This window comes from Verrucomicrobiia bacterium, assembly GCA_019634635.1.
In the GTDB taxonomy this organism is placed as follows: Bacteria; Verrucomicrobiota; Verrucomicrobiia; order Limisphaerales; family UBA9464; genus UBA9464.
In genome coordinates this window covers 1-24,953 of the sequence record JAHCBB010000038.1, presented here as the reverse complement: position 1 = coordinate 24,953, position 24,953 = coordinate 1, and the positions used below count along the sequence as shown (strand labels likewise).

Below are 24,953 nucleotides of genomic sequence, written 5' to 3'. Positions count from 1 at the left end.
CCCCATGAAACGCCTCACCGTGTCCGAACACGCCGTCGCCGAACGGCAACGGCACCTCACCCGTCGCTGGTTCTTCAAGGACTGCGGGGTTGGGCTGGGAGCCATCGCCCTGCGCTCGCTCCTGGGCGACCGGCTCGGGGCGGCATCCACCGCGCTGGCCGGCAATCCCCTGGCGCCCCGGAACCCGCCCCTGCCCGCCCGTGCGAAGCGGGTCATCTACCTGTTCATGGCCGGAGCCCCCAGCCACCTCGAGCTCTTCGACTACAAGCCCCAGCTGGCGAAGTTCAATGGCACCCTGCCGCCTCCGGAGCTGCTCGAGGGCTATCGCGCCGCCTTCATCAATCCCAGTTCCACGCTGCTGGGCCCCCGGTTCGCATTCCAGCGGCACGGGCGCTGCGGCATGGAACTGGGCGAACTCCTCCCGCACCTCGGCGGCGTGGCCGACGACCTCACGCTGATCCGTTCCATGCAGACGGATGCCTTCAATCATGCCCCCGGCCAGATCATGATGAACACCGGCTCGCAGCAGTTTGGCCGCCCCAGCCTTGGAGCCTGGACCACCTACGGCCTGGGCTGCGAGACCCGGGACCTGCCGGCCTACGTCGTGTTCAGCACCGGCAGCAAGGGAACCAGCGGCGGCGCGTCGAACTGGGGCTGCGGTTTTCTGCCGACGGTGCACAACGGGACGCTCTTCCGGACCGGCGGCGAACCGGTCCTGTACCTGTCCAATCCCGCAGGTGTGGACGACGCCCTGCAGCGCGACACCCTGGACACCGTGAACCGGTTGAACGCGCGCCGGCTTGAAACCGTGGGGGATCCGGAAATCGCCGCCCGCATCAGCGCCTTCGAGATGGCCTACCGGATGCAGCATGTGGCGCCGGAGGTGATGGATCTGACGCGCGAGCCGGAGAGTGTCCGCGAACTGTACGGCGCCGAGCCGGGTCGTCCGACCTACGCCAATGCCTGTCTGCTGGCGCGCCGGATGATTGAGCGCGGCGTCCGCTTCGTGCAGATCTTCCACGAATCCTGGGATCAGCACGGCAACCTCAAGGCGGATCTCCGGCGCAACTGCGAAGTGACGGACCGCGCCAGCGCCGCCCTCGTGAAGGACCTCAAGCAGCGGGGCCTGCTGGAGGACACCATTGTCATCTGGGGCGGTGAGTTCGGACGCACCCCGATGGTGCAGGGCGGCGATGACGGACGGGACCATCATCCCAACGGATTCAGCTACTGGGTGGCGGGTGGCGGATTCAAACCCGGGCTGACATTTGGCGAGACCGACGAACTCGGGTTCAACGCGGTGAAGGACCGGGTGCATGTGCACGACTTCCATGCCACGCTGCTGCACCTGCTTGGCTTCGACCACGAGCAGCTCACCTTCCGCTTCCAGGGACGCGACTTCCGCCTCACTGACGTCCACGGCGAAGTCGTCCACGGCCTGCTGGCCTAAGCCGGCCCGGGAGCCGGTTGCCACCATGAAACAGATTGTCCTTCCCGCCATGGTCTCCGCGCTGCTTGCCCTGCCTGCCGCCGGCCGGAGCCTTGAGCTGATCGTCAACACCGCCGGCAACGACAACACCCCGGACGCCCGGCTCACCTTTGTCGAGGCCCTGCTCCTCGCCAACGACGCCCTCGGCCGCCCGATGTCCGCCGGAGAATCGGTGCTCATGATCGAGGACGACGCGGGCGACGACCTCGTCATCCGCTTCGCCATCCCCGGCAGCGGCCCGCAGATCATCGCCGCGCCACCGGGCGGGTTTCCGCCGCTGCTCGCCCCCGGATTCGCCCGGACGCTGGTGGACGGCTATTCGCAGCCCGGAGCGCGTCCGAACTCCGCGGGACCCGGGGATGCCAACAATGCCGTGCTGCGGATCGTGCTCGACTGTCGCGTGCTCGAACCCGATCCCCACACCCTGGAAACGCCCGACTGGTCGCTGCGCCTCGCCGGCGCAAACATTCACGTGCGTGGATTCTCCGTGCTCGCCAGCCAGGACTCGCTGAACTACGGCGTGTACTTCAGCGACGGCGCCGCCGGGGGCCAGGTGAGCGGCTGCTGGTTCGGCATCTCGCCCGACCAGACCCTTTTCAGTGGAGGCGAGGTGGCAATTGCGGCGTACGGCACCGAAGGCGGCCATGTCTTCGGTTCGGATGGCGACGGCGCAAACGCCATGGAGGAACAAAACGTCATTGTCGCTCACGCCATCGCCATCCAGTTCGAGGAAACACGCGACGTCGTCGTCAGAAACAATCTCATCGGGGTGCTGCCGGACGGGCGGACGCTTCCGCCCGCGGAAATCCGCGAGGCGCTGGAAGGCGACGCGATCGAAGGGGCCGATCTCGAGGGCACGATCACCATCCGACGGAATGTCATCGGCGGCATGCGGGGCGATGTCATCGAATTCTACGGTCCGGCCGAGCGGCTCGTGCTTGCGGGCAACTGGATCGGCGTGGCCATGGACTCCATCACGCCGCTGCCCAACGGCAACTTCCTCAGGGTCCAGAAGGTCCAGGCGGTCATCGGCACCGGAGACGGTGCGCCCACCGGTTCCGCAGCTGCCAACCGCATCTACAACCACACCGGTTACCTGTTTCGCTATCCGCGCCCGGACACCCGCGTGGTCCAGCGCGGCAACTATTTTCGCGGCAACACCGGACCGTCGCACGAACTGCTGGAGCACTCCCTGGCCGGCCTGCGGCTCGGACGCGACACTGACCTGGCGCCAGTGCTTTCTGACGATTCCACCCGCCAGCAGATCCGCGGCAGCGTGCCGCTCAGCGGCCCTGGCGACGACAATCTCACTCCCGCCGCGGTGGACGTACATCTCGCCAACCCGGATCCAGACCCGGACTCGCGGGTCATGGGCCTGCGGATCGCGACGTTCATCGAGGGTGGCCCCGACGACCTGGACCCGGCGCCGGGTGCATTTGCCTTCGACCTGACCGGAGTGCCCGGCATCCATCTCGCCACCCATCTGGTGATCACGAGCACCCTGAGCGACGACTCGGGGTCGGACACTTCGCCATTCTCAAACCCGCTCGCGCTGATCCCGCAGAGTTCGTCCATCGCCATCGCGCGTGACGGCGACGACGTCGTCCTGACCTGGGAGGATCCGGCCTATGGCGCCCAGTTTCTGGTCGGGAATCTGGCCGACCCGGACGGCTGGTCGGACATCCCGGGTGATTCACCGTGCCGTGCCCCCCTTTCGCTCAGTGACCAGGCGTATTTCCGGCTGAAGCACCGGTGAGGGGTTCTTGACGCTCCGCCGCCACCACCGGTGGGTACGAGAGTCCTCGCGAGCCACCTGCGCGTGGAGTCCCCACAGGCCGGGCCACGGGTTGGCCGTACGGCTCGGCGGGAGCCTCGCCCCACCGGGTAAGGTGCCATACTCCACTAGACAGGACACACACCCCACCGGACAGGAGCCTTGCCCTACCCGGCATGAGCCACGGGAACGGCATGCTCAAGGCGGCCCGCCCGCGAAAAGCAGTGCCACAAATATCAATGTTAGTGCCAACAGCGCCGCGCCGGCGACGGGCCAGCGGCGCAGTGCGGCATCCAACGGATCCAGAACCCGGCCCTGTGCCATCGCTGCGCGGGCCACCCGTTCCCCGGTGCAGATGACATCCCCTTCGGGGATCCGGGGCAGCCGCATGCTCCAGCGGTGCAACACGACGGCCAACCCCGCTCCAACCAGCACCGGCCAGAGGGCGGCCCACAGCGCCTTTGGATCCAGCGTTTGCCCGGCATCCCCGCCAAGGACAGCAGAATAGAGACTCCATGGCACCGCGACCGCGGCGATCGCAGTGATGGCCCACGGAACGGTCATTCCGGCGGGGGCGGGACGATCCGTTTCCGGCGGCGCCAGCGCGGCAAGACGTCCCATGAAGTGCAGCATCAGCAACGCGCTGCCCGCGGCGGAAAGCGTGGCGAGGACCTTGAGCAAATCGCTGTCGAAGTACGGCTTGGTCGCCAGCTTTGCGACCGCACCGCCGGTGAGCGGCAGCCCGGCAAAGCTCAATGCCAGGACAGCGCACGGCAGCAGCACCCGCCACCGAACTCGCGCCGGCGTCAGGCCGACAACGCCCACGGCGAGGAAGAGCGCACCCTTCACGAGCACGTGGTGCACCGCGTAGAACGCCGCCGCCATGCCAGCCTCGGCCCGACCGGTGGCCAGTCCGACGCCCAGCAACGCAGCGACGAGGCCCATCTGGCTCACGCTGGAGTACGCCAGCACCGTTTTCGGATTGGCCTGCGTCACGCCAATGGTCACGGCGTAGAACGCCGTGACCATGCCAATCACCGTCAGCGCCATCCCCCAGGCGGTCAGCACCGTCCCCAGGGGCAGCAGGGCGATGAAGCCGATGACACCCGTCTTGATGATCGCCCCGCTCAACACCGCCGACGCCGGCATGGGCGCGGCCGGATGCGCCAGCGGCAGCCAGCCGTGCAGCGGCACCAGGCCCATCTTCAAGCCGAAGCCCAGGATCAGGAACATCAGCGTCTGCGCGCGGAGCGGCGAGGCGGGCAGTGCGGCCACGACGTCGCGGATGAGCACCGAGTCCCCCGGCGCCGCCGCGGCCAGCAGCACGAACGCCAGCAGCAGGAACGCCTCGCCGAGCACGGCCAGCACCAGATACACCATCGCCGCGCGTCGTGCCGGGGCGGTGCCGTCGTGAACCACCAGACCGTACGCGGCGAGGCTCATCAGCGAATACAGCAGGTAGAAGCTCGCCAGATCGCCGGCGAGGAAGACGCCCAGGCAGCCCGTGAGCGTGAGCAGCCAGTACACCGCGAACCGCCCCGCGTACCGGTCGTCACGCAGGTACGCACCGGTGTAGGCCCCCGCACAGGACCACAACAACGCCACCGCGCCCAGCAGCAGCGCACGGGGGGGAGCCAGGGTGAGCGTGAGCCGCAGCCGCGCCGGGTCGAGGACGACGGCCGCCCCCTCCGGCACGAAGCAGGCGGCGGCCAGCGCCGGCAGCGGCGCCAGGAACAACAGCCGCGGCATCCGTTCCCGCCAGCGGCGCGAGCGGCAGGCCACCACGAACAGCGCCGGCACAATCAGCGTGGCCAGCAATGCCGCCGCGCCGCCCGGGCTGGAAATCGAGATCACGCCGAGGGTCATGGCACGGTCACCTCCGGGGCCTTGCCAATCCCGATCGCCGCCAGGTTGGCGGGGACGATGGCGGAGAATCCCAGCAGCAGCGAGCAGAGCGCCAGCGCGAGCACGATGACTTCACGCTGACGCGACACGGGCGCCCGGAGCGCGAGGGGTTCCTCCACACGCGCGAGCGCCGGATTGAGGATCCGAAACACGTACCCGACCGAGAGCAATCCGCCCGCGAGCATCACCAGTGCCCACCACCACTGGCCGGTGGTGATGGCGGCCGACAACAGAAGCCATTTGGCCCGAAACCCGCCGCTCGGCGGCAGGCCGATGAGGGACATGCCGCCGATGCCCATCGCCAGCACCGTCAGGGGCAGCGTACGGCCAAGTCCACGCAGGCCGGCGATCAGGTCGCCGCCCAGCGCACCGGCCAGCAGGCCCGCCGCCAGAAACAGCGCCGCCTTCGCGCACGCATGCGACACCGCCTGCATCAACCCCCCGGTCAGCACCGCGGTGTGGACCCCTCCAGCCCCCGCGGCCAGCAGCGGAAACATCAGGAAGAGGTAGCCAATCTGCGCGACCGTGGAGTAGGCGATCATCATCTTCAGCCGCGCCTGCCGCAGCGCGAGTCCGCCTCCGAAAAGGATCGCTGCGGCGCCCAACGCGGCGATGAGCTGCGACGCCATGACCTTCGACAGGTCGGGGCTGAGGCCGAGCCACAGACGGACGACCAGGAAGAACGACGCCTTGACGACCAGCGCGGACAGGATGGCGCTGGCGGCGGGCGGCGCACCTCCGTGCGCGGGCGGCAACCACAGGTGCAGCGGGAAAAGCGCCGCCTTGGCAAACAGGCCGGCAATCATCAGCGCGACCGCGACCGCGCCCAGCGGCCCTCGACCCAGGCGGCCCGAGAGCATCGTGAGGTCGAGCGTACCGAAGGTGCCGTAAACCAGAGCCGCCCCGAGCAGGTAGAGCACCGATCCCAGCAGGGCGAACATGAGGTAGCGCAGGGCGGCCTCGAGCGTTTCCGCCCGCCCGTCGAGGCAGACCAGGGGCACCCCGGCGAAGGTGAGCAACTCCAGTCCGACATAGAGGCTGAACAGATCGTTGCTCAGGAAGACCGCAAGAAGCGCATTCCACACCCCCAGCACCAGCACCCAGAACGAGAGCGGCCGGCGCGCCTCCCGGATCCCGGCGGGCGTTGAAAAATCGGTCCGTGCATACAGGAGGACCGCGGTCATGACCACAGCCGTCATCACCACCATGGCCGCAGAAAATCCGTCGGCCCGCAGCGCCACTCCGAGCGGAGGCGCCCAGTCGCCGACGACGTAAACCAGCGCCGCGTCGGTGCGCAGCACCATCGCGAGAATGGACAGGCTGATCGCGAGGCCGATGGGTGCCATCAGCACCGCGAGGCGTTCCGCCGCGCGGCCGCCAAACACGAACCCGGCCAACGCCCCCAACACCGGCGTCATCAGGGCCAGCACCAGCAGGAAACCGCCCGGCGTCGTGACCGGCGCGTCGCCCAGAACGGATTGGAGCGCGGGAGGGCCCATGGACTACGACACGCCGTCGGCGGGATCATCGGACGGCCGCGCCGCACGGCTTCGGGACTCCGCCCACCGCAGCAGCAGGGCAACGGCCAGCGCCGAGCCGGAGAACGCCACGACGATGCCGGTGATGACCAGCGCCTGCGGAACCGGATCGCCGCCGAAACCGGCGCCCGCGCCGCGTAGGGCGATGACACCAAAGAGCAGGAAAACGCCGCTGCTGAGCACGTTGAAGGCGATGATCTTTCGCAGCCATTGCGCGGAAAGGATCACGCCATACAGCCCCAGGCCCACCAGCACCGCGCCACCGAGGCCCATCCACGTTGCCGGGGTCATGGCCGGACCTCCGTTTCGGGCGGTCCTGCAATGAGGAGCGTGAGGATGACGGCGATGGACAGGATCAGCGGCAGCTCAATCGCGACGATCAAGGGCTTGGCCCAGCCGTCCGGGTAGGCGAGGAACGCCCCGGCCAGCCCGAATCCCGCAAAGGCGACGAGCAGGAACACCGCGGGGCCGATGATGATGGCCGTCCGGAGGCGGCGGCAGGAGACGGCAGGCAGCCGGGTCAGCCCCGCCGCCAGGGCGAGCATCCACATTGCCGCGAGCACCGCACTGCCGGGGAACGCCCCACCCGGCGCGTCGGCGCCGTTCCAGACCATGTGAATGCCGACCAGAATTCCAAACGGCGGCAACACCTGGGCCAGGAGTCTCAACGCGCCGTGGGATTCCACGGAAGGAATGCGGGGCGCGCCACCCCAGGCCCGGTCCGGGGCCAGCGACCAGACCCCGATCAGCGCGAGAAACAGGACGACCTTCTCAAGCAGTGTGTCGAGCGCGCGATAGGCCAGCAGCACACCGGTGACCGGGTTGCCGAGTCTGGTGGCCCCCAGACTCGCCGCCGCCTGCGGGGCGAGGGTCGGTGCCGGCTCGGGCAACTCCAGCACGATGGCCGCCAGGGCGGCGACAACCCCGGCGCACAGGAGGCCAACGCCGACGCGCATCGCGGTGCCCGCCGATGGCGAGGCGGTCGCGGCTTCATGACCCTTGCGGCGCAGTCGCGCGGCCGCACCAAAAAGCATCAGGCCCGAAAGTCCGCTGCCGATGGCCCCTTCCGTCAGCGCGACATCAGGCCCCGCCAGTCGCATCCAGGCCAGCATCAGCACCAGCCCGTACGCAACGAAACCCGCAATCGCCGCAAACGCGTCCCGCGCCGCCAGAATCCACCACGCCAACGCCACAAGCAGAACAATCAGGGCGAGGTCCACGCCCACGACGGCGCTCATGAATCGAGTCCCTTCTCGTGGGCAATCCGGCCGACGAGCTGTCCGACGGTCGCCGATGCGAGCAGCGCGAAGAGCCAGACGGCGATCAGCTTCAATGCGTCGAACGGCCACGCCACGCGCGGCAGCAGCGCCAGCACGATCAGGCCAAGCCCGAGGTTGTCCGCCTTGGTCAGCGCATGCAGCCGCGTCAAGGGGTCCGGGAACCGCAACAGGCCCACCGTCCCGGCAAGGAAGAAGAACACCCCGGCCACGATCAGGAGGACCGTCAGGATGTCCAGGATGCGGCTCACTCTGCCTCTCCTTTCCTTGGCGCCTTCACCTCCGCCCGCGCGACGCCGCGAAGGACGCCGACGGTCGCGAACGGCGCGAGGACCGCCAGCGTCAGGGCCACGTCCAGCGCCGCCCGAATCCCCGTCGCGACCCCGAAGAGCAGCAACGCGGCGATGCCACCCGTGCCCAGCAACTGCGCGGCCATCAGGCGATCCGTTGCCGCCGGGCCGCGCACCACGCGCACGAGGCCAAGCACCACGGTCGCGAGCACGCCGGCAGCGGCAATCAGGAAGACACTGGTCATGGGATGGGTTGGCCAGCGACCACGACATCCGCGTCGGGGCGCAGAACTCCGGTCAATACGGCCTCGTCCGCAGCCAACTGCCGGGCCACCGGCTGCCCGACATCCAGGCAGTGATACCGGATCACGCCGTCAGCCCCGGTCCCGACCGGCAGCGTTCCGGGCAGCAAACTCGTCAAGGCGGTGAACACGTCGCGACCCGGTCCGGCCGGGATGCCGACCCGGTACTCCACGAAACCGGGATTCAGCGGGAGGCGCGGACTCATCGCCCGGAGCGCGACGTCCACGCCCGCAACGACGGAATGGCGGATGAAATGCAGCGCCAGCCTGGGCAGCCCGGACAGGCGCACGCCAAAGGACTCCGGGGACAACAGGCGCAGGCTGACCCACGTCGCAGCCGCCGCCGCGAGCCCGCCGATGATCCCGTCGGGCGCAAGCTTCCTGAGAACATCCGAGCCGGCACCGGCATCCGCAGGAATCCCGGCCAGAACCAGCCAGAACGCAAAGAACGCAAGCATCCTCGACATCGCCGGGACGAGCGGATGAGGCGGCCCGGTGTGGGTTTCTGGGGAGTTCATGGCACGTTCGACCAAGGCGACAGGACAACAGTCCGGTTTGAGCAGGGTCAAGCGCCATTGGCGGCACTTCACCCCACCCCATCCCCACCGGTGGGGTGAGGCTCCCGCCGAACCGTACGTGTCGCCGCGAGCCGGGCCTTTGGCGACCCCACACGCGGACGGCTCCGCGGAGCGTTGCCCCACCGGGTTGGGGAACTAATGGGCAGTCTGATGGGCTGCGGGTCTAATCTGATGGGGTGAGGCCGTTACCCGGTGGGGTGAGGCTCCCGCCGAACCGTACGTGTCGCCGCGAGCCGGGCCTTTGGCGACCCCACACGCGGACGGCTCCGCGGAGCGTTGCCCCACCGGGTTGGGGAACTGATGTGCGGTCTGATGGGCTGCGGGTCCAACCTGATGGGGTGAGGCCGTTACCCGGTGGGGTGAGGCTCCCGCCGAACCATACGTGTCGCCGCAAGCCGGGCCTTTGGCGACCCCACACGCGGACGGCTCCGCGGAGCGTCCCCACCGGGTTCGGGAACTGATGGGCGCTCTGACGGACTACGGGTCCAATCTGATGGGGTGAGGCCTTGACCCGGTGGGGTGAGGCTCCCGCCGAACCGTACGTGTCACCGCGAGCCGGGCCTTTGGCGACCCCACAAGCAGACGGCTCCGCGGAGCGTTGCCCCACCGGGTTGGGGAACTGATGTGCGGTCTGATGGACTGCGGGTCTAACCTGATGGGGTGAGGCCGTTACCCGGTGGGGTGAGGCTCCCGCCGAACCGTACGTGTCGCCGCGAGCCGGGCCTTTGGCGACCCCACACGCGGACGGCTCCGCGGAGCGTCCCCCCCCGGGTTGGGGAACTGATGTGCGGTCTGATGGGCTGCGGGTCCAACCTGATGGGGTGAGGCCGTTACCCGGTGGGGTGAGGCTCCCGCCGAACCGTACGTGTCGCCGCGAGCCGGGCCTTTGGCGACCCCACACGCAGACGGCTCCGCAGAGCGTTGCCCCACCGGGTTGGGGAACTGATGTGCGCTCTGACGGACTACGGGTCCAATCTGATGGGGTGAGGCCTTGACCCGGTGGGGTGAGGCTCCCGCCGAACCGTACGTGTCACCGCGAGCCGGGCCTTTGGCGACCCCACACGCGGACGGCTCCGCGGAGCGTCGTATTGCCCCACCGGGTTGGGGAACTGATGGGCGGTCTGATGGGCTGCGGGTCTAACCTGATGGGGTGAGGCCGTTACCCGGTGGGGTGAGGCTCCCGCCGAACCGTACGTGCCGCCGCGAGCCGGGCCTTTGGCGACCCCACACGCGGACGGCTCCGCGGAGCGTTGCCCCACCGGGCAAGGAGCCACACCCCACTGCGGCATCAGTCCTGGCGCACGGCCGACACCACTTCGCTCAGGGTGAACACGCAGCGGTCCACGCGCAGACGGATTGCGGAACGTTGACCCGGTTCCGGGAGGAACAGGAGATCCTCGTCGAGTCCCAGCAGTCCTTCGAGGATTACCCCACCCGCCAGTTCAATCCGGCAGCGGTGTCCCAGCGGGATCCCCAAAGTGCGGGACAGCTCGCGCAACTGCTTTGCCCGCTGGCCCCGCCAGGATTCCAGTCCGTCGGGACCGTCCTCCGCACCCAGGTTCAACTCTTCCTGCATGGGGTCGTGGGGCGGGGGTTCCCTAAACGACGGCCACCGTGTTGGACAGCTCGCCGATCCCGGAAATGGCAATGATCACCTCATCCCCGGCGGACAGGGTGAAATCGTTCGGCGGGACGATCCCGGTGCCGGTCAGCAGCACGGCGCCCCGGGGAAATTCCTGGCTCCGGAACAGCCAGGAGGCCAGTTCGTCAAAGCGGCGCTTGATCTGAGAGACCCGGGTCTCGCCCCGAAACATCACTTCTCCCGCACGGTCTATGCGCAGGGTGATCGTCCAATCCCGGGCGGCCTCCTCGCTCACCCCCACGGTGATGCATGGGCCCAGGGCGCAGGAGGCGCGGTACACCTTGGCCTGTGGCAGGTAGAGCAGGTTTTCCCCCTCGATGTCGCGGGAACTCATGTCATTGCCGATTGAGCAGCCGACAACACGGCCCTGCGAGTTGAGCACGAGGGCAAGCTCCGGCTCCGGGACATTCCAGCTGGCATCCGCACGAATGCCCACCGGGTCGCCCGGGCCTGCCGCCTTTTCACCATACGCCTTGAAGAACAACTCGGGTCGGTCGGCGTCATACACCCGGTCGTAGGCCGTGGCACTGAAGTCCGATTCTTCCATGCGCGCCTTCTTGCTCCGAAGGTACGTCACGCCCGCCGCCCAGATTTCCTGTCCCTCCACCGGGGCCAGCAGGCGCACTTCGCCGCGCGCAAACCGTCGCAGCGGACCGTCCACCCAACGGGCGAGGCGGGTGGTCAGGTCGGGACGTTCCAGAAGCTCGGTCAGGCTGACCACGCCGACCCCGGTGAGATCCAGGACCGAGTCGTCCTCGCCAATGCATCCCACGGCGGGCCACGGAACATGGGGCGATCGGAACCGGCAGAGCTTCATGGGCGGCTGTGTTACCGCGTGGCCCTCCGCCCGACAAGCATGCGCCGCGCGAAACGCCGCCGCGCCGCCGGTTCAGCGGGCTGCGGTGGGCGCCGCCGACCAGTCCCACGTCGTCAGGCCGTCCAGATCCCGGATGAACACCTGGCTTCCAGCCACCGCCAGGTGCGCCCACGATTCACTCCCGGCGACCCGGCGGCGATCCAGCACCGTGAACCGCTCCGGCGAGGCGGCGAGGAGCAACAGGTCTCCCCGCTCGTCCAGCGCCAGGATTCGGGGACCATTGGCGACCAGGCTCCAGTACTTCCCAAATCCCTCGCCCGAAGTCCACCGCTCGGCACCCGTGGCGACCTCCAGACACGTCACACGCTGGCTGCGCAGGTGCAGGTAGGCATGGCCATCCACCACCACCGGCGTGGACATGTAGCCCTGCGCCTTGAATTCCCATGCGGGTACCAGACGGAGACCCGCCTCCCCGTCGGTGACCAGATCAAAGGCGTGGGTCCGTCCTCCGTACGCGCTGGTGAGGATCCGGTCCCCAACCACCACCGGGGTGAGGATGTTCATTCCGCGGAAAGCCTCGATGGGCTGGGTCCACAGGACCGCGCCCGTCCCGGGATCCAGCCCCGCAAGGTCGCTGCGGGTCTGCACCAGCACCTGGCGACGGCCCCCGGGTGAGGCCAGAACCGGCGAGGAGAACGCGCTGCCCATCATGCCGTCCGTGGATTCGAGGGCCCGCCAGACCACCGCACCCGTGGCGGCATCCAATCGCATCACCGCGCCACCCGCCTGCACAAACAACGCTCCGTCGTCCAGAAGCGGCGAAGAGACAAACCCGAAGGCCGGCAGCGGCGATCCGAGATCCGCCACGAAGTCCTTCCGCCACCGGACCTCGCCGGTGGCGGCATCCAGCGCCACGAGCACGTCCCGCATTCCCGCGACATAAAGGGTCTGGGTCTGCCCATCCCACGCCGGCGTGGACCGGATCCAGTCGCCATTCGATCTGGCGAAGAAGGGCACGCTCATGGCGCCCTCCCATTCCTGCCTCCAGAGCTCCCGGCCCGTGGCGCGGTCGAGTGCCCGCACGGTCTCGAACTGCTTCTCGCGGGTTTCGGTGACGAACACGCGGTCGGAGGCCACCACGGGCCCCGAATAACCCGGCCCCAACTCCACCCGCCACGCCTTGCGAAGGTGTGCCGGCTTCAGGTCCGCAGGCCAGGAGGTGCCGGAGATCTGGCCGTCCCGGGTAGGTCCACGCCACTGCGGCCAGGTGTCGGCAGAAGCCGAGACTGCGGAGCACAACACCACGGGAAGCAGGCATCGGGAGAGCATCTTGAGGAACGGAGCACGGATCCCGCAGGCGGCAACCCGGTCCGCCGACCGTTCCCTCCTTGACGGGATTCCCTGATTTGCGCTTGTTCGCACCATTGAACCCCGGGCGGCTGCCATCTGTTGCCGTGTGGATGACACCGCTGATTGCCGCGGGGTGCCTGCACGACCGTCCAACAACTCCCACGCCTCCTGCGCCCGCGCCCTCCCCGGGGACGTGGACGCTCACCGCGCTTTCCGGTGACACGGTCTCGTGGCAGCCTGACTTGGAGACCCGGGCGGTGGTTTTCATCTTTCTGGCCACTGAATGCCCGATCTCCAACCGGGTGCAGCCGGAGTTGTCCCGCCTGGCCGCGGAGTTCGAGCCGGGGGTGGCCTTTCTCCCCGTGTACCCCAACGACAGTGAGGATGCCGGGATGATTCGCCGACATCGGGAGGATTTCCATCTCCCTCCCGAGGCTTATCGGGACCCGGAGCAGCGGCTCGCGGACGCCCTTGGAGCGACGGTCACGCCGGAGGTCGTTGTCCTGACTCCCGACGGACGGCTGATCTATCGCGGCAGGATCCATGACCAGTTCTCCGGTCTGGGATCCGGACGCCCGGCCCCGGTGCATCACGATCTCGAGGACGCCCTCACGGCCCACCTGGCCGGTGCCCCGGCGATCGGGAAGGTCACCCAGGCCGCAGGCTGTCGCATCGAACGTGCTCCATGAATGCACCGCGTTTTGACTCGCGAAGGCTCCGGGTGCTGGCGGGCTGTTTCCTCGTGGTGTCGGCATGTTCCGCGGCCGCTTCACCGACCTATCACGAACAGATTGCCCCCATTCTGCAGGAGCACTGCGCCCCGTGTCATCGTCCCGGACAGCCCGGCCCGTTCCCGCTGCAAACGTATTCGGAGGCCCGCAAGCATGCGCGGGACATTGTCGAGGTGACCGCCCGGCGTCTCATGCCCCCCTGTCCGCCCGAGCCCGGAGCGCATCCCTTCGTCGGGGAGCGGCGCCTGGGCGCCGCCGATCAGCGGACGCTCAAGGACTGGGTGGAATCCGGGATGCCGGAGGGGGATCCCTCGAAGGGCCCCGCGCCGCGCACGTGGCCCTCGGGCTGGCAATTGGGGCCGCCCGATCTGATCCTGAAGCCCGAAGCCCCGTTTGAGGTTCCCGCCGAGGGTCGCGACCTCTACCGAAGCTTCGTCCTGCCGACGGGATTGTCCGAGACGCGTCATGTGGCGGCCTGGGAGCTGCGTCCGAACTCCCGTACGGCCCACCACGCATTCCTCCACGTGGACCGGAGCGGTGAGGCGCGACGACGGGATGCGCAGGATGCGGCTCCGGGATTTCCCGGCATGGACACGCCGCCCGGGGTGGAGGCCCCGAACGGACATTTTGCGAGCTGGCAGCCGGGGGCGGCGCCCATCCGGAACCCGCCGGGACTGGGCTGGACCCTGGAGCCCGGGTCGGATCTGATGCTGCAGTTCCATCTGCAACCGGTGGGCCGGATTGAAAGCTTTCAGCCGGAGATTGGCCTCTATTTCACCGACCAGGCGCCGACCAACCGCCCCGTGAAGCTGGGACTCGTCAACTATGACTTCGAGATCCCTGCAGGCACGGACAGCGTGATCGCCCGCGACGAATTCCTGCTGCCGGCTGACGTCCTGCTGCTCGGGGTGCTCCCGCACACGCATTATCTTGGGCATCGCGTCGAGGCACAGGCGGTGCTGCCCGACGGCACCGTGGATCCGCTGCTGCTGATCCTGGACTGGGACTTCAACTGGCAGGGCGCCTACCTCTACCGGGATCCGGTGTTTCTCCCGGCCGGGACCCGCCTCACCATGGCCATCCAGTTCGACAACTCGACGGGCAACCCCCAGAACCCGTTCTCGCCGCCACGAACCATCCGGTTTGGCCCCGACACGACCGACGAGATGGCGGAAATGTGGTTCCAGCTGCTGCCGATGAATCCCGAGGGGGCCGCGGCGCTGGACCGCGCGCTGATTGAGCGGACGATCCGGGACAACACCGCCTACTACAGCCGCCGGCTGGCCCTGAACCCGCGCGACGTGCCGGCCATGATCCAGCTGGGGCGGACGCTGCTTGCCCGCCGGCAGTTCGCGGAGGCGGAGGCGCGATTCCGCGAGGCGACCCGGCTGGCACCGGCATCGGACGAGGCGCAGTATTATCTCGGTCTTGCCTGCCGGATTCAGAACCGCCCTGGCGAGGCCGCAGCGGCCTTCCGAAAAGCACTGGAACTCAATCCGAAGCACGCGCGGGCCCACGGAAATCTCGGATTGATGCATCTGGGCGCCGGACGTGCCGACGTCGCGGCCTTCCACCTCAAGGCCGCCGCCGATCTCGATCCCACGGACACCCTGGCCCGCAGCGCCCTCGACCAGCTCCGCATGGAGCAGGACCGTCGCGAAGAGGCGTCCTCTCAGCCCCCCAAATAGAGCGTCGCGATCCGGTCAGGCCATGCTGCCGGCGCGGAAATCTCGCGGCGCACAGCCGAGGTGTTTTCGGAACGTCGTCGTGAGGTGGCTGTGGATGAATCCCCATCGCGAGACCCAGGGTGGAACACAAGTTCATGCAACCGTGACGGAAGCGACTCCGCCATGATCCGGATCTCCGCTGCGTCCATCTCGTGCAGCCGGTCTGCCCCCCCAAAGCGGCATTGGCACGACTCCTAAATCCAGCGCCGCACAATGCGTCCGCTTGAATCAACCGCCTCAGCGGTTCCCGGCTGGCCCATCATGAGGCTGGCGCCGGTCAACGCGCCTTCCCGATGCGCCCGCAAAACCGCACCGTTGATCCCGGCATTGAGGCCGAAGTCATCCGCGACAAACGCCAGTTGTTTTTGCCCGGTCACCGGGGCGGAGGCTGAAAATTGTCAGGGGGTTTGGCGAGATTTGCTTTGCCCTTCCGACCGGGTCGGGCCTGATCCTGCCCCCCCTTTCATGGCGGGCCCGCCCTTCAATCTTGTCACTGGTGCCACCGGATTCATTGGCCGCCACCTGGTCTGGCAGCTCCTGAGGTCGGGGGCCACGGTCCGGGTCCTCTGCCGGTCGGCGCAAAAGGCCCGGACGTTGTTCGGGGATGCCGTCGAAATCCACGAGGGGGATCTGGACGGGTCCCAGGGGGAAGACCGGGTCGCCAGCGCCTGCCGGGGGATTGGGAACGTCTACCACCTCGCCGGGCTCTACTGCTTCGGATGGCGCAACCGGGCTTCGCTGTGGCGCACGAACGTCGAGGGAACCCGCCGCATGCTCCAGGCGGCACGACGGGCGGGTGCGGACCGGTTCGTTCACTGCAGCACGGCCGGCATTTTGTCCGCACGGGGTCGGCTGATCACCCGTGAGGACCGTCCCGCCCGCCCACCCCCGGGGTGCGCCTACAAGATTTCAAAGTGGCACTCGGAGCAGGAGGCGCTGTGCGCGGCCGAGTCGGGCCAGCCGGTCGTGATCGCAAGCCCGACGGCTCCAATCGGATCTGGTGATGAGCGTCCCACCCCGACCGGACAGATGATCCGTGACCTCATGTGGGGTCGTTTTCCGGGGTGCACCCGCACGGGACTGAACCTGGTGGCCGTCGAGGATGTGGCCCAAGGGCTTGTCGCGGTGGCCCGCCGGGGCCAGCCGGGCCGTCGGTACATTCTCGGTCATGAAAATCTCTGGCTGGAAGAATTCCTGTCGCGGGTCGCCCGGCGGATCGGCCGGCCGGCGCCCAGGGCCTGGATCCCGTTTGGACTGGTGGCGGCGGCGGGAATTCTCAACGACGTGGCGGGCTTCGTGACGGGACGAGGGAGCGATCGCGTCTGTTGGGAGACGGCTTATTTCTCGCGGCAGCGTCAGTTTTTTGACCTTCAGGACACCATCGAGGAACTGGGCTGGCGTCCGCAGAATCGCCTCGACGACTCCCTCGATGAAGCCATCGCCTGGTTCGCACCAAGCGCTGCAGGTGGGCAGCGTGCGCACCCGGATTCCCAGGCAATCGCCGGTCCATGAGCGAAGGCCTTTTCTAGGTGGCTTGAGCGCTCGGGGGAACCGGCTCGCCCTGACAAAATCCAGGCACCCAATCCACCACCCGCTTGGCGGTGAGCGTCATGGCTTGATCCGCAGTCCCGACCTTCGGTCCCTGGGTTCCCCCGGCGTTCAGCCGGAAGGAACGGACCCTGGCCGGACGGACCCAGTGGCATGTCAGGGTCACTCCACTTGTGAACAGGTGGTGAATAGCGCGCCATTGAGCCGGTGAGGCGTTCGTGGGTGAATCCCCGTCGGATGGAACCATCGGTGACCTCGCGCGCGGTTGAAGCGGCCAACGCACTTTGGCATTCCCTGCCCTCGCGGGTTCGAAAAGCGGCCGTACGCCTCGTGACGGCCAACCTTGTCAACTTCGAAGACCTTGACGAAGAAGGGCTGAGCCTCGAGGCCGTGGTGTCCGTGCCCCCCAGGGTCGGGGTGGAAATGGAGTTCGATCCCGAAACGGAGGAGTGGATCCAGTGGTGCTCCACCCCGGGCTGCAACATCCACCAATGCGTCCACATCGCCGCCGTCCTCAGGCGCTACCTGGACCAGATGGCGGGTGACGGAGCCGAGCCCAAAGCGGCCGCGTCATCTGCGCCCGCAGCCCCATCCGAAAACACCAGCCTCGAGGCCGCGGCACGGAAGGCGAACGGACGGGCCCTGCGCGAGGCGGAGCGACGGTTTGTCCGGACCGTGAAGGAACTGTACCGCCAGGGCACGGTCACCGAGAGCGCGCTCTGGTCCCTGGGTTGGCCGGGACGCATGCCCAGCTTCGAGCGGGTGGATCTGTATTCAGAACCGCCCGAGTCCGAAATCGAGTTCTGGATGTACCTGTACGGCCTCGCCGAAGAGCGCGGGTACGGCATTCCGTCGTTCCTCCAGGAGGTCAAGCCCACCCCCGACTTCCTCGCCAAGCGGCAACGGCATTTCCGGGAGCGCGAGATCCGCAAATGGGAGGCGACGCTGCTGACGCTCAATGGACTCGCGGAGCGGCGCGAAGCCGGGAGGGTCGAGATCCGCTTCCGGCTGAACGCCCTGCGAATCCGGGTCGAGATCCGCACGGATGCGGGGCCCTGGCAATGGCTGAAGGGGGGGCGGTTCACCGATCTGGCCCATGATGGATCCCACCGGCTGGAACCACGGGCGGCGTCGTTGTGGTCGTCCTATCTGAGACTGGACCGGTTCGGCACCCACGAATGCGACCTCTCGGATCATCGTGTGGCGGAATGGCTGGGCGTCCATCTTCGGATTCCCGAGGCGGTCAAATACTTCGCCAACGAGGACGGTGAACCGCTGGTCCTGGCTCCGGATCCCCTGCGCTGGCAGGTGAACGAGCCCGACACGGAGGACGGAGATTACCGGTTTGCATTGGTGACCCATGAGGGCAAGCCCGTCCCCAAGATCCTGGCTACGCTGCAGGGCACGCCGACGGTGTATCTCACCGCCAAGGGCATCTTCCCCGGACCCGATCCGGTCGGCATCACCGTGCTGAAAGGCCCCCAGGCCGCCGTTCCGTCCCGGGTGCTCGAATCCACAGCCGGCCTGCGATTGCTGGAGCGGGCCGGGGTGGAAATGCCGGGACGGATCCGCAGCCGGACGACCGTGTGCCCGCTCCAGCTCGCCCTGCGTGCGGAGGTGATCCGGTACGACGGGGCCACGACCGAGTACTGCCAACTGCTGATGTCCGCCGCCACGCCCGACGGTCACTTCCCGCATCAACTCTCGGACAGCGGCTGGACTGAGGAAACCGCCACGAACGGATTCAACAAGGGACTGGTGGTCCTCGACCGCTCCGACCTCGCCGGGTTTCCAACCCGGCTGCTGGATGCGGGGTTCAAGCCGGATCCGTACAGGGGCACATTCTCCGCGCGCGTCACCCGGGCGTTTCCGGAACGCTTCCGCTCCCTGCTTGATCAGTTGCCGGCGTCCGCCCGGGTCAGTCTTTGCAGCAAGCTCGCCACGCTGCGCGACGGCACGGTGGCGGGCACGTTGCGCCTCGAAGCGTCGGAGGCGGGCCCCGACTGGTTCGACCTGAAGGTGGTGGTCAGCGTGTCCGACACCACGCTGACCCCGGAGGAAATCCAGGCCCTGATCGCCGCCCGGGGACAATGGGTCCAACTCGGCAAGCTCGGGTGGAAGCGCCTGGAGTATCAACTGACCGATCAGGAGGAATCGGATCTCGCCCGGATCGGCCTCACCCCGCGCCAGCTCTCGGCCGACCCCCAGCGCCTGCACGCCCTCCAACTCGCCGACCCGGCAGCCCGGCGGTTCCTGCCGGAGGCCACCGCGGCCGTCATCGAACGCCGCGCCTCCGAGTTGAAGGCCCGGGTCACCCCGGAACTCCCCCCCGCCGTCCGCGCCGAGTTGCGTCCGTACCAGCGCGATGGATTCCACTTCCTCGCCTACCTGTCGGCCAACCGCTTTGGCGGGGTGCTCGCCGATGACATGGGCCTCGGCAAGACCCTTCAAGCCCTGACCTGGCTCGCGTGGCTGCGACAGGAGGGCGGGACGGACGGACGCCGCGGCCTGCCCTCGCTGGTGGTCTGTCCCAAGAGCGTCCAGGACACCTGGCGGGCGGAGGCGGAACGGTTTGTCCCGGACCTGCGGGTGCGGGTCTGGCGGGGCGCGACCGCGGAGGAACTGGCGGCGGCGGGCGAGCTGGCCGACCTGCATGTCATCAACTACGCCCAGCTCCGGATCGCCGAGGACCAGCTGGCGCGCACCGACTTCCTGGCCGCCATCCTCGACGAGGGTCAGAACATCAAGAATCCGTCGTCGCAGACGGCCCAGGTGGCGCGACGGCTCCGGGCCGATCATCGGCTGGTCCTCACCGGAACACCCATCGAGAACCGGCTGCTCGACCTTTGGAGCCTGCTGGCCTTCGCCATGCCGGGGGTGCTCGGCAACCGCGCGGGATTCCACCGGCTCTATGATGCCAAGGACGATCTCTTCGCCCGCCCGCGGCTGGCGGCGCGGGTGCGTCCGTTCCTGCTCCGGCGCACCAAGGCCCAGGTGGCGCGCGACCTCCCCGACCGCATTGAAGAGGATCTCTACTGCGAGCTGGAGGGGGAACAAAAGACGCTGTACCGCGCCGAGCTCAAGACGGCCCAGCAGCACCTGCTGCGGCTCCAAACCGAGGAGGCCCTCAACCGGGACCGGTTCCACCTGCTGACGTCGCTGCTGCGGCTGCGGCAGATCTGCTGCCACCCGCGCCTGCTCAAGCCCGATGCCCTGCAGGAGGGGGCCAAGGTGGAGGCGCTGCTCGACACGCTGGAGCCGCTGATGGAGGAGGGGGAGAAGGTCCTCGTGTTCTCCCAGTTCACCGGCCTGCTGAAGCTGCTCCAGCCCGCCCTGACGGCGCGGAGCTGGACCCACTGGTACCTGGGGGGTGAAACCGAAGACCGCGGGGAGCTCGTCCGCGAGTTCCAGGAACACAAGGGCTCGGGCGTGTTCCTCATCTCACTCAAGGCCGGCGGCTCGGGATTGAACCTGACCGCCGCCAGCTATGTGGTGCTGTTCGATCCCTGGTGGAACCCGGCCGTGGAAAACCAGGCGATTGACCGCACCCACCGCATCGGGCAGACGCGCAAAATCATGGCGTACCGCCTGCTGATCAAAGACAGCATCGAGGAGAAGATCCGCGCCCTCCAGAAGTCCAAGCGGATGCTCGCCGAGGAGGTGCTCGGTGAAGAGCGGTTTTCCGCAGCCCTCACCCTCGACGATCTGCGCTACCTGCTGGCGGACTGACCGGCGACCGCGATCGGTCATGGTCGTGGGAGGCCGGATGCGGCCCGACACGGCCGGACACCGTCGTTGTCATGCGGGAAGCCGGTCCGGTAGGTTCCGGGCGGTGAACCGACTCGTGAAGTCCGCCTACGTCCTGATTCTCGGATCCTTCTTCCTCTCCGGGGTGGCGGGACTGCTGTATCAGGTGGTCTGGACCCGTTACCTGGCCCTGTTTCTGGGCCACACCAGCTACGCCGTCGTCGCCGTGCTGGCCGCGTTCATGGGCGGACTGGCCCTGGGCAACGCCTGGCTGGGTGCCCTCGCGGACCGCGTGCGCCGTCCCCTGCTCTTCTACGCCGGACTCGAGCTGGGCATCGGCGTCTTCGCGCTCATCTTCCCCGCCTACTACGAACTGGTGCACGGCGCGTTTCTCGGACTGGTCCGGGCCGGGGCGCCGACGGGGGTGATCCGGCTCGCCATGCAGTTTGCCTTCGCCGGGATCACCATCCTGCTGCCGACGGTGCTGATGGGCGCCACGCTTCCCGCGCTGACGAAGTTCGTGACCCGCTCGCTGTCGCAACTGCGCGGGCGCGTGGCGGCGCTATATGCCATCAACAGCAGCGGCGCCGTGGTCGGGACCGTGGCCGCGGACTGGTGGTGGATTCCGCGTCTGGGCCTGGAGGCCACGGTGTACGTCGGCGCCGCGATGAGTCTGGGCATCGGCGTGCTGGCCCTGGTCATCAGCCGGGCGTCGGAGCGGGGGGAGGAGGCGCCGGTCGAGGAGGCGCCCGCGGCGACCGACGAGCGGTTTACGCCCGTCGAGCTCCGGCTGGCGCTGGTGGGCATCGGCCTCTCCGGATTCGTGGCCATGGTGTACGAGATCGCCTGGACCCGCCTCCTGGGCCTCGCGATGGGAGCCAGCACGCACGCCTACTCCCTGATGCTGGCCACGTTCATCAGCGGCATCGCGGTGGGTGGCTGGATCATTTCGCGGTGGCGGCGCCAGGCCAACACCCTGGTGGCCTTCGGCATCGCCGAGCTCGCCCTGGCGGCCACGCTGTTCGCGTCCATCTGGTTCTACGACCTGCTGCCCCTGTGGTTCGTCAAGCTCGGCAACCTCCTCGCCCGCGGCCAGCCGGGGGCCTACTTCCTCTACGAGCTCTGCCAGGCGTTGATCTGTTTCGCCGTCATGTTCATTCCGGCAGTCTGCCTGGGCACGACCCTGCCGCTGGCCAGCCGTGTGGCCACCGCGGCGCTGTCCGTCACCGGCCGTTCGGTCGGCAAGGTGTTTGCCGTCAACACGATCGGCACCGTGCTCGGCGCGGTGCTCGGCGGACTCGTGTTTCTCCCCTATTTCGGCCTCGCCCACACCTTCGCCATCGGCATCGCGCTCAACGCCCTGATCGGCACGGCGATCCTGGTCCAGCGGTTTCCCGCCCGCCGGTTCGTCTGGGCGGTGCCCGCGGTGGTGCTGGTGCTGTCGTTCCTGGGCGCCGCCAGCCTGGAACCCCGCTGGCGGCGGGCCTTCGCGTTCGGCATGTGGCGCGCCGGTGTCGCCCCGCCGACCGTGGCCACCTATCGCGAGATGATCAGCCGCCTGGATCTGCGCTACCACCGGGATGGTGCCGGCTCCACGGTGGCGGTCATCGCCGACCAGCTGGCCAACGGACGCGAACAACTGTCGCTGACCGTCAATGGGAAGACCGACGCCACCTCCGTCGGCGACATGTCCACCCAGGTGCTCACCGGCCAGATCCCCCTGATGCTGTCCCCCAACGCCAGCGACGTGCTGGTGGTGGGGATCGGCAGCGGCGTCACGGTCGGGGCGGCCCTGTGCCATCCGGGGATCACCAACGTGGACGTGGTGGAAATCTCGCCCGAGGTGGCGTTCGTGGCGCGGAAGTTCTTCGGGTTCGTCAACAACCACGCCCTCGACGACCCGCGGGTCCATCTCGCCGTCGAGGATGCCAAGACGTTCCTACGGGCCACGCCCAACCGCTACGACGTGATCATCACCGAACCGTCCAATCCCTGGATGGCCGGGGTGGCCGCGGTGTTCAGCCACGAATACTACCAGGACTGCCGCGACGCCCTGAAACCGGGCGGCATCGTCGCCCAGTGGTTGCAGGTGTACGAGACCAACGACCGGATCGTGGACATGGTGGTCAACACGTTCAGCTCGGTCTTCCCCTTCGTCGGCATCTGGCAGGTCGGCGCCGGGGACCTGCTGCTGGTCGGCTCAATGACCCCGAAGCGTCCGGACCTCCCGACGTTCCGGGAGCGCTTCGAGGACCCCATCGTGCGCGCCGACCTTGCCCGCGTGGGGGTCCAGCATCTCGAGCCCCTGCTCATGCAGGAACTGATACCACACGGGGACGGCGCGTTCCTGCCGGAGGTGGATCCCGAGACCCCGATCCACAGCGACTTCAAGCCGGTCCTGGAGTACGCCGCACAGCAGGCATTCTTCCGGCGCGACGGCGCCTACAAGGTGCTCGAGGTTTCGGAGCCCCGGCAGCGGCGTCCGCGCATGCTGCTGACGCAGCTCAAGCCTCCCGGCAACATGACGCAGGGGGACTTCGCGGCCTCCGCGGAGCTGTTCCGGTCCTCGTCCATCCCTGATCCCAGCGTGTTCCGCTCGCAGGTGTGGCGCTGGCTGGAACTCGGAGCCACCAACCTCGAGCCCCTGGCGCTGCTCATTTCCCTCGACGTCCAGGTGCCCGTGCGCGACGCGATCACGTCGGCCCTGGGGACGCGTCCGGAGTTCCAGATGGCCCGCGAGCAACAAAATGTGGTGCTCATGCGGGAGCAGGCCGCGGCCCTGATGGACCGGCACCGCACCCGCCGCTCGGCCTACTATCTGCCCCCCACCGAGGAGTTGGAGGGGGTGTTGAACGACCTGATCGAGCATGATGCCGGACAACGCCGCGCGCACCGGGCACGGCTGGCCGAGGTGCTCTGGGACCGGGGCGACGAGGCGCAGTTCCTGGCGCTGGCGCTGCGGGTGTTCTCGACCGCATCGCCCGACGACGGCCCCTATTCCTTCGATCTCGACCCGCGCGCGCCGCGCCAGGTGATCGCGCGCATGCTTCAGTTGTTCGAGCAACGAGGTGACCTCGCCACGGCGGTGCAACTGGTCAAGGAGGCCGCCCAGCGCGGATTCCTCGGCGAAAAATCCACCTACCGCGACCCGTTGCTCGAGTACCACGCCCGCAGGATCCTGGGCACCGTGATGAACACGCAGGGGCTCAGCCGATGACCGGCGACTCCGGGGCCGACGACGTCCAGCCGGTCCTCACCCGGGATCTGCCCCCGGTGCTGCTGGCCTCGCGGTCCCCCAGGCGCGTGGAACTGCTGCGCCAGATTCTGCCCGGGTTCGAGACCGTGCCGTCCGATGCGACGGAACTCGACGACGCCTCACTCGGTTCGCGGCGTCTCTGCGAGATCAATGCTCAGCGAAAGGCCATGGCGCTTGCCGGGCGGTTTCCCGACCACCTGGTGATCGGTGCCGACACCCTCGTGTTCTTGGATGGCCAGTCGCTGGCCAAGCCGGCGGACCTCTCGGAAGCGCGGGCGATGCTGTCGCGGCTCTCCGGTCGCACCCACGAGGTGGTGACCGGCGTCTGCCTGGTGCTGGCCCGGGCCAGCCGGATGCGGCTGCTCTCCGAGGCGAGTTACGTGCGGTTTCGTCCGCTCGACGACACCACCATCGCCACCTACCTGGCGCAGGTGGCGGTGCTGGATAAAGCCGGGGCCTATGCCATTCAGGAACGCGGCGACCTCCTGGTGGAGCGGGTGGAAGGCTCCCGGAGCAACATCGTCGGTCTCCCGCTCGAGGCCCTGCGCGCCGCCCTCTCCCGCTGGTAGGTGCGTGGGGCCACCCCGCCTCCGGCGGGCAATCTCCCCCAATAAGAAGGTGGGGCTCACCGTCCTCCAACCCATGCCCATCCCACCCACCGGATAACGGCCTCGCCCCACCAGTTGAGACCCGCAGCCCATCAGACCGCCCATCAGTTCCCCAACCCGGTGGGGCGACGCTCCGCGGAGCTGTCAGCGCGCGGAGTCTCCACAAGCCCGGCTTGCAGTTGCATGGACAGCTCGGCAGGAGCCTTGCCCCACCGATGTCACCGGGTCGTGGGACTCCAACTCCCATTCCGGTGGTGGGGACGCTCCGCGGAGCCGTCCGCGTGTGGGGTCGCCAAAGGCCCGGCTCGCGGCGACACGTACGGTTCGGCGGGAGCCTCACCCCACCGGGTAACGGCCTCACCCCATCAGGTTAG

19 protein-coding genes are annotated in these 24,953 nt (G+C 68.3%); 8 read left to right on the top strand and 11 right to left on the bottom strand.

The features are described from left to right. The first annotated feature begins 4 nt into the window (after nt 1-4). Complete coding sequence (locus tag KF791_18225; protein ID MBX3734518.1) at nt 5-1,450, top strand: DUF1501 domain-containing protein; 1,446 nt, start codon at nt 5-7, stop codon at nt 1,448-1,450. A 25-nt stretch (nt 1,451-1,475) separates the two neighbouring features. Further along, the gene (locus tag KF791_18220; GenBank protein MBX3734517.1) at nt 1,476-3,245 is read left to right on the top strand and encodes a hypothetical protein; all 1,770 of its coding nucleotides are present in this window, start codon (nt 1,476-1,478) and stop codon (nt 3,243-3,245) included. Nucleotides 3,246-3,461: 216 nt separating this feature from the next. On the opposite strand, the gene KF791_18215 is transcribed toward KF791_18220, so the two are convergent. The 10 genes from KF791_18215 to KF791_18170 all read right to left on the bottom strand — a co-directional run bounded on the left by KF791_18215 (nt 3,462) and on the right by KF791_18170 (nt 12,941). Continuing rightward, nucleotides 3,462-5,129, bottom strand: a complete 1,668-nt coding sequence (locus KF791_18215; GenBank protein MBX3734516.1) for an NADH/ubiquinone/plastoquinone (complex I) — start codon at nt 5,127-5,129, stop codon at nt 3,462-3,464. Further along, the gene (locus tag KF791_18210; protein MBX3734515.1) at nt 5,126-6,667 is read right to left on the bottom strand and encodes an NADH-quinone oxidoreductase subunit J; all 1,542 of its coding nucleotides are present in this window, start codon (nt 6,665-6,667) and stop codon (nt 5,126-5,128) included. Before KF791_18210 ends, KF791_18215 begins: the two co-directional genes overlap by 4 nt. A gap of 3 nt (nt 6,668-6,670) precedes the next feature. Further along, nucleotides 6,671-6,997, bottom strand: a complete 327-nt coding sequence (locus tag KF791_18205; GenBank protein ID MBX3734514.1) for an NADH-quinone oxidoreductase subunit K — start codon at nt 6,995-6,997, stop codon at nt 6,671-6,673. After that, the gene (locus KF791_18200; GenBank protein ID MBX3734513.1) at nt 6,994-7,944 is read right to left on the bottom strand and encodes a Na(+)/H(+) antiporter subunit B; all 951 of its coding nucleotides are present in this window, start codon (nt 7,942-7,944) and stop codon (nt 6,994-6,996) included. Before KF791_18200 ends, KF791_18205 begins: the two co-directional genes overlap by 4 nt. Continuing rightward, the gene (locus tag KF791_18195) at nt 7,941-8,234 is read right to left on the bottom strand and encodes a monovalent cation/H(+) antiporter subunit G (protein MBX3734512.1); all 294 of its coding nucleotides are present in this window, start codon (nt 8,232-8,234) and stop codon (nt 7,941-7,943) included. Before KF791_18195 ends, KF791_18200 begins: the two co-directional genes overlap by 4 nt. Continuing rightward, nucleotides 8,231-8,518, bottom strand: a complete 288-nt coding sequence (locus tag KF791_18190) for a multiple resistance and pH regulation protein F (protein ID MBX3734511.1) — start codon at nt 8,516-8,518, stop codon at nt 8,231-8,233. The genes KF791_18195 and KF791_18190 overlap by 4 nt, the downstream gene beginning before the upstream one ends. Continuing rightward, nucleotides 8,515-9,042, bottom strand: coding sequence for a Na+/H+ antiporter subunit E (locus KF791_18185; protein MBX3734510.1), 528 nt, complete (start codon nt 9,040-9,042; stop codon nt 8,515-8,517). The genes KF791_18190 and KF791_18185 overlap by 4 nt, the downstream gene beginning before the upstream one ends. Before the next feature lie 1,399 nt (nt 9,043-10,441). Beyond that, nucleotides 10,442-10,729 carry a hypothetical protein gene (locus tag KF791_18180; protein MBX3734509.1) on the bottom strand — a complete coding sequence of 96 codons (288 nt, stop codon included), beginning with the start codon at nt 10,727-10,729 and terminating at the stop codon, nt 10,442-10,444. 22 nt (nt 10,730-10,751) lie between these two features. Next, entirely contained in the window at nt 10,752-11,612 is an 861-nt protein-coding gene (locus KF791_18175) for a fumarylacetoacetate hydrolase family protein (GenBank protein ID MBX3734508.1), read from the bottom strand. A gap of 72 nt (nt 11,613-11,684) precedes the next feature. Further along, the gene (locus tag KF791_18170) at nt 11,685-12,941 is read right to left on the bottom strand and encodes a PQQ-binding-like beta-propeller repeat protein (protein ID MBX3734507.1); all 1,257 of its coding nucleotides are present in this window, start codon (nt 12,939-12,941) and stop codon (nt 11,685-11,687) included. A gap of 131 nt (nt 12,942-13,072) precedes the next feature. On the opposite strand from KF791_18170, the gene KF791_18165 reads away from it, so the two are divergent. Both KF791_18165 and KF791_18160 read left to right on the top strand, forming a co-directional pair. Beyond that, on the top strand, nt 13,073-13,651 hold the full coding sequence (locus tag KF791_18165; protein MBX3734506.1) for a redoxin domain-containing protein: 579 nt from the start codon (nt 13,073-13,075) through the stop codon (nt 13,649-13,651). After that, nucleotides 13,648-15,381 (top strand): tetratricopeptide repeat protein, encoded by a 1,734-nt coding sequence (locus tag KF791_18160; protein MBX3734505.1) that lies wholly within the window; start codon nt 13,648-13,650, stop codon nt 15,379-15,381. The genes KF791_18165 and KF791_18160 overlap by 4 nt, the downstream gene beginning before the upstream one ends. A gap of 233 nt (nt 15,382-15,614) precedes the next feature. Here KF791_18160 and KF791_18155 read toward each other — a convergent pair whose 3' ends face one another. Beyond that, nucleotides 15,615-15,797 carry a ChbG/HpnK family deacetylase gene (locus KF791_18155; GenBank protein ID MBX3734504.1) on the bottom strand — a complete coding sequence of 61 codons (183 nt, stop codon included), beginning with the start codon at nt 15,795-15,797 and terminating at the stop codon, nt 15,615-15,617. Nucleotides 15,798-15,885: 88 nt separating this feature from the next. Between KF791_18155 and KF791_18150 the strand changes: the two genes are divergently transcribed. The 4 genes from KF791_18150 (at nt 15,886) to maf (ending at nt 24,540) form a co-directional block, all read left to right on the top strand. Then, on the top strand, nt 15,886-16,932 hold the full coding sequence (locus KF791_18150; protein ID MBX3734503.1) for an NAD-dependent epimerase/dehydratase family protein: 1,047 nt from the start codon (nt 15,886-15,888) through the stop codon (nt 16,930-16,932). A 258-nt stretch (nt 16,933-17,190) separates the two neighbouring features. Beyond that, complete coding sequence (locus KF791_18145) at nt 17,191-20,697, top strand: DEAD/DEAH box helicase (protein ID MBX3734502.1); 3,507 nt, start codon at nt 17,191-17,193, stop codon at nt 20,695-20,697. Between the two features lie 103 nt (nt 20,698-20,800). Beyond that, nucleotides 20,801-23,932, top strand: coding sequence for a fused MFS/spermidine synthase (locus KF791_18140; protein MBX3734501.1), 3,132 nt, complete (start codon nt 20,801-20,803; stop codon nt 23,930-23,932). Next, nucleotides 23,929-24,540, top strand: coding sequence for a septum formation protein Maf (maf, locus tag KF791_18135; protein ID MBX3734500.1), 612 nt, complete (start codon nt 23,929-23,931; stop codon nt 24,538-24,540). The genes KF791_18140 and maf overlap by 4 nt, the downstream gene beginning before the upstream one ends. Nucleotides 24,541-24,953: the final 413 nt, after the last annotated feature.

Bases quoted from the DNA above. Each gene is read 5' to 3' on its own strand.
- KF791_18225 (MBX3734518.1), top strand. From the start codon at position 5: ATGAAACGCCTCACCGTGTCCGAACACGCCGTCGCCGAACGGCAACGG.
- KF791_18220 (MBX3734517.1), top strand. From the start codon at position 1,476: ATGAAACAGATTGTCCTTCCCGCCATGGTCTCCGCGCTGCTTGCCCTG.
- KF791_18215 (MBX3734516.1), bottom strand. From the start codon at position 5,129: ATGACCCTCGGCGTGATCTCGATTTCCAGCCCGGGCGGCGCGGCGGCA.
- KF791_18210 (MBX3734515.1), bottom strand. From the start codon at position 6,667: ATGGGCCCTCCCGCGCTCCAATCCGTTCTGGGCGACGCGCCGGTCACG.
- KF791_18205 (MBX3734514.1), bottom strand. From the start codon at position 6,997: ATGACCCCGGCAACGTGGATGGGCCTCGGTGGCGCGGTGCTGGTGGGC.
- KF791_18200 (MBX3734513.1), bottom strand. From the start codon at position 7,944: ATGAGCGCCGTCGTGGGCGTGGACCTCGCCCTGATTGTTCTGCTTGTG.
- KF791_18190 (MBX3734511.1), bottom strand. From the start codon at position 8,518: ATGACCAGTGTCTTCCTGATTGCCGCTGCCGGCGTGCTCGCGACCGTG.
- KF791_18185 (MBX3734510.1), bottom strand. From the start codon at position 9,042: ATGTCGAGGATGCTTGCGTTCTTTGCGTTCTGGCTGGTTCTGGCCGGG.
- KF791_18180 (MBX3734509.1), bottom strand. From the start codon at position 10,729: ATGCAGGAAGAGTTGAACCTGGGTGCGGAGGACGGTCCCGACGGACTG.
- KF791_18175 (MBX3734508.1), bottom strand. From the start codon at position 11,612: ATGAAGCTCTGCCGGTTCCGATCGCCCCATGTTCCGTGGCCCGCCGTG.
- KF791_18170 (MBX3734507.1), bottom strand. From the start codon at position 12,941: ATGCTCTCCCGATGCCTGCTTCCCGTGGTGTTGTGCTCCGCAGTCTCG.
- KF791_18165 (MBX3734506.1), top strand. From the start codon at position 13,073: ATGACACCGCTGATTGCCGCGGGGTGCCTGCACGACCGTCCAACAACT.
- KF791_18160 (MBX3734505.1), top strand. From the start codon at position 13,648: ATGAATGCACCGCGTTTTGACTCGCGAAGGCTCCGGGTGCTGGCGGGC.
- KF791_18150 (MBX3734503.1), top strand. From the start codon at position 15,886: ATGGCGGGCCCGCCCTTCAATCTTGTCACTGGTGCCACCGGATTCATT.
- maf (MBX3734500.1), top strand. From the start codon at position 23,929: ATGACCGGCGACTCCGGGGCCGACGACGTCCAGCCGGTCCTCACCCGG.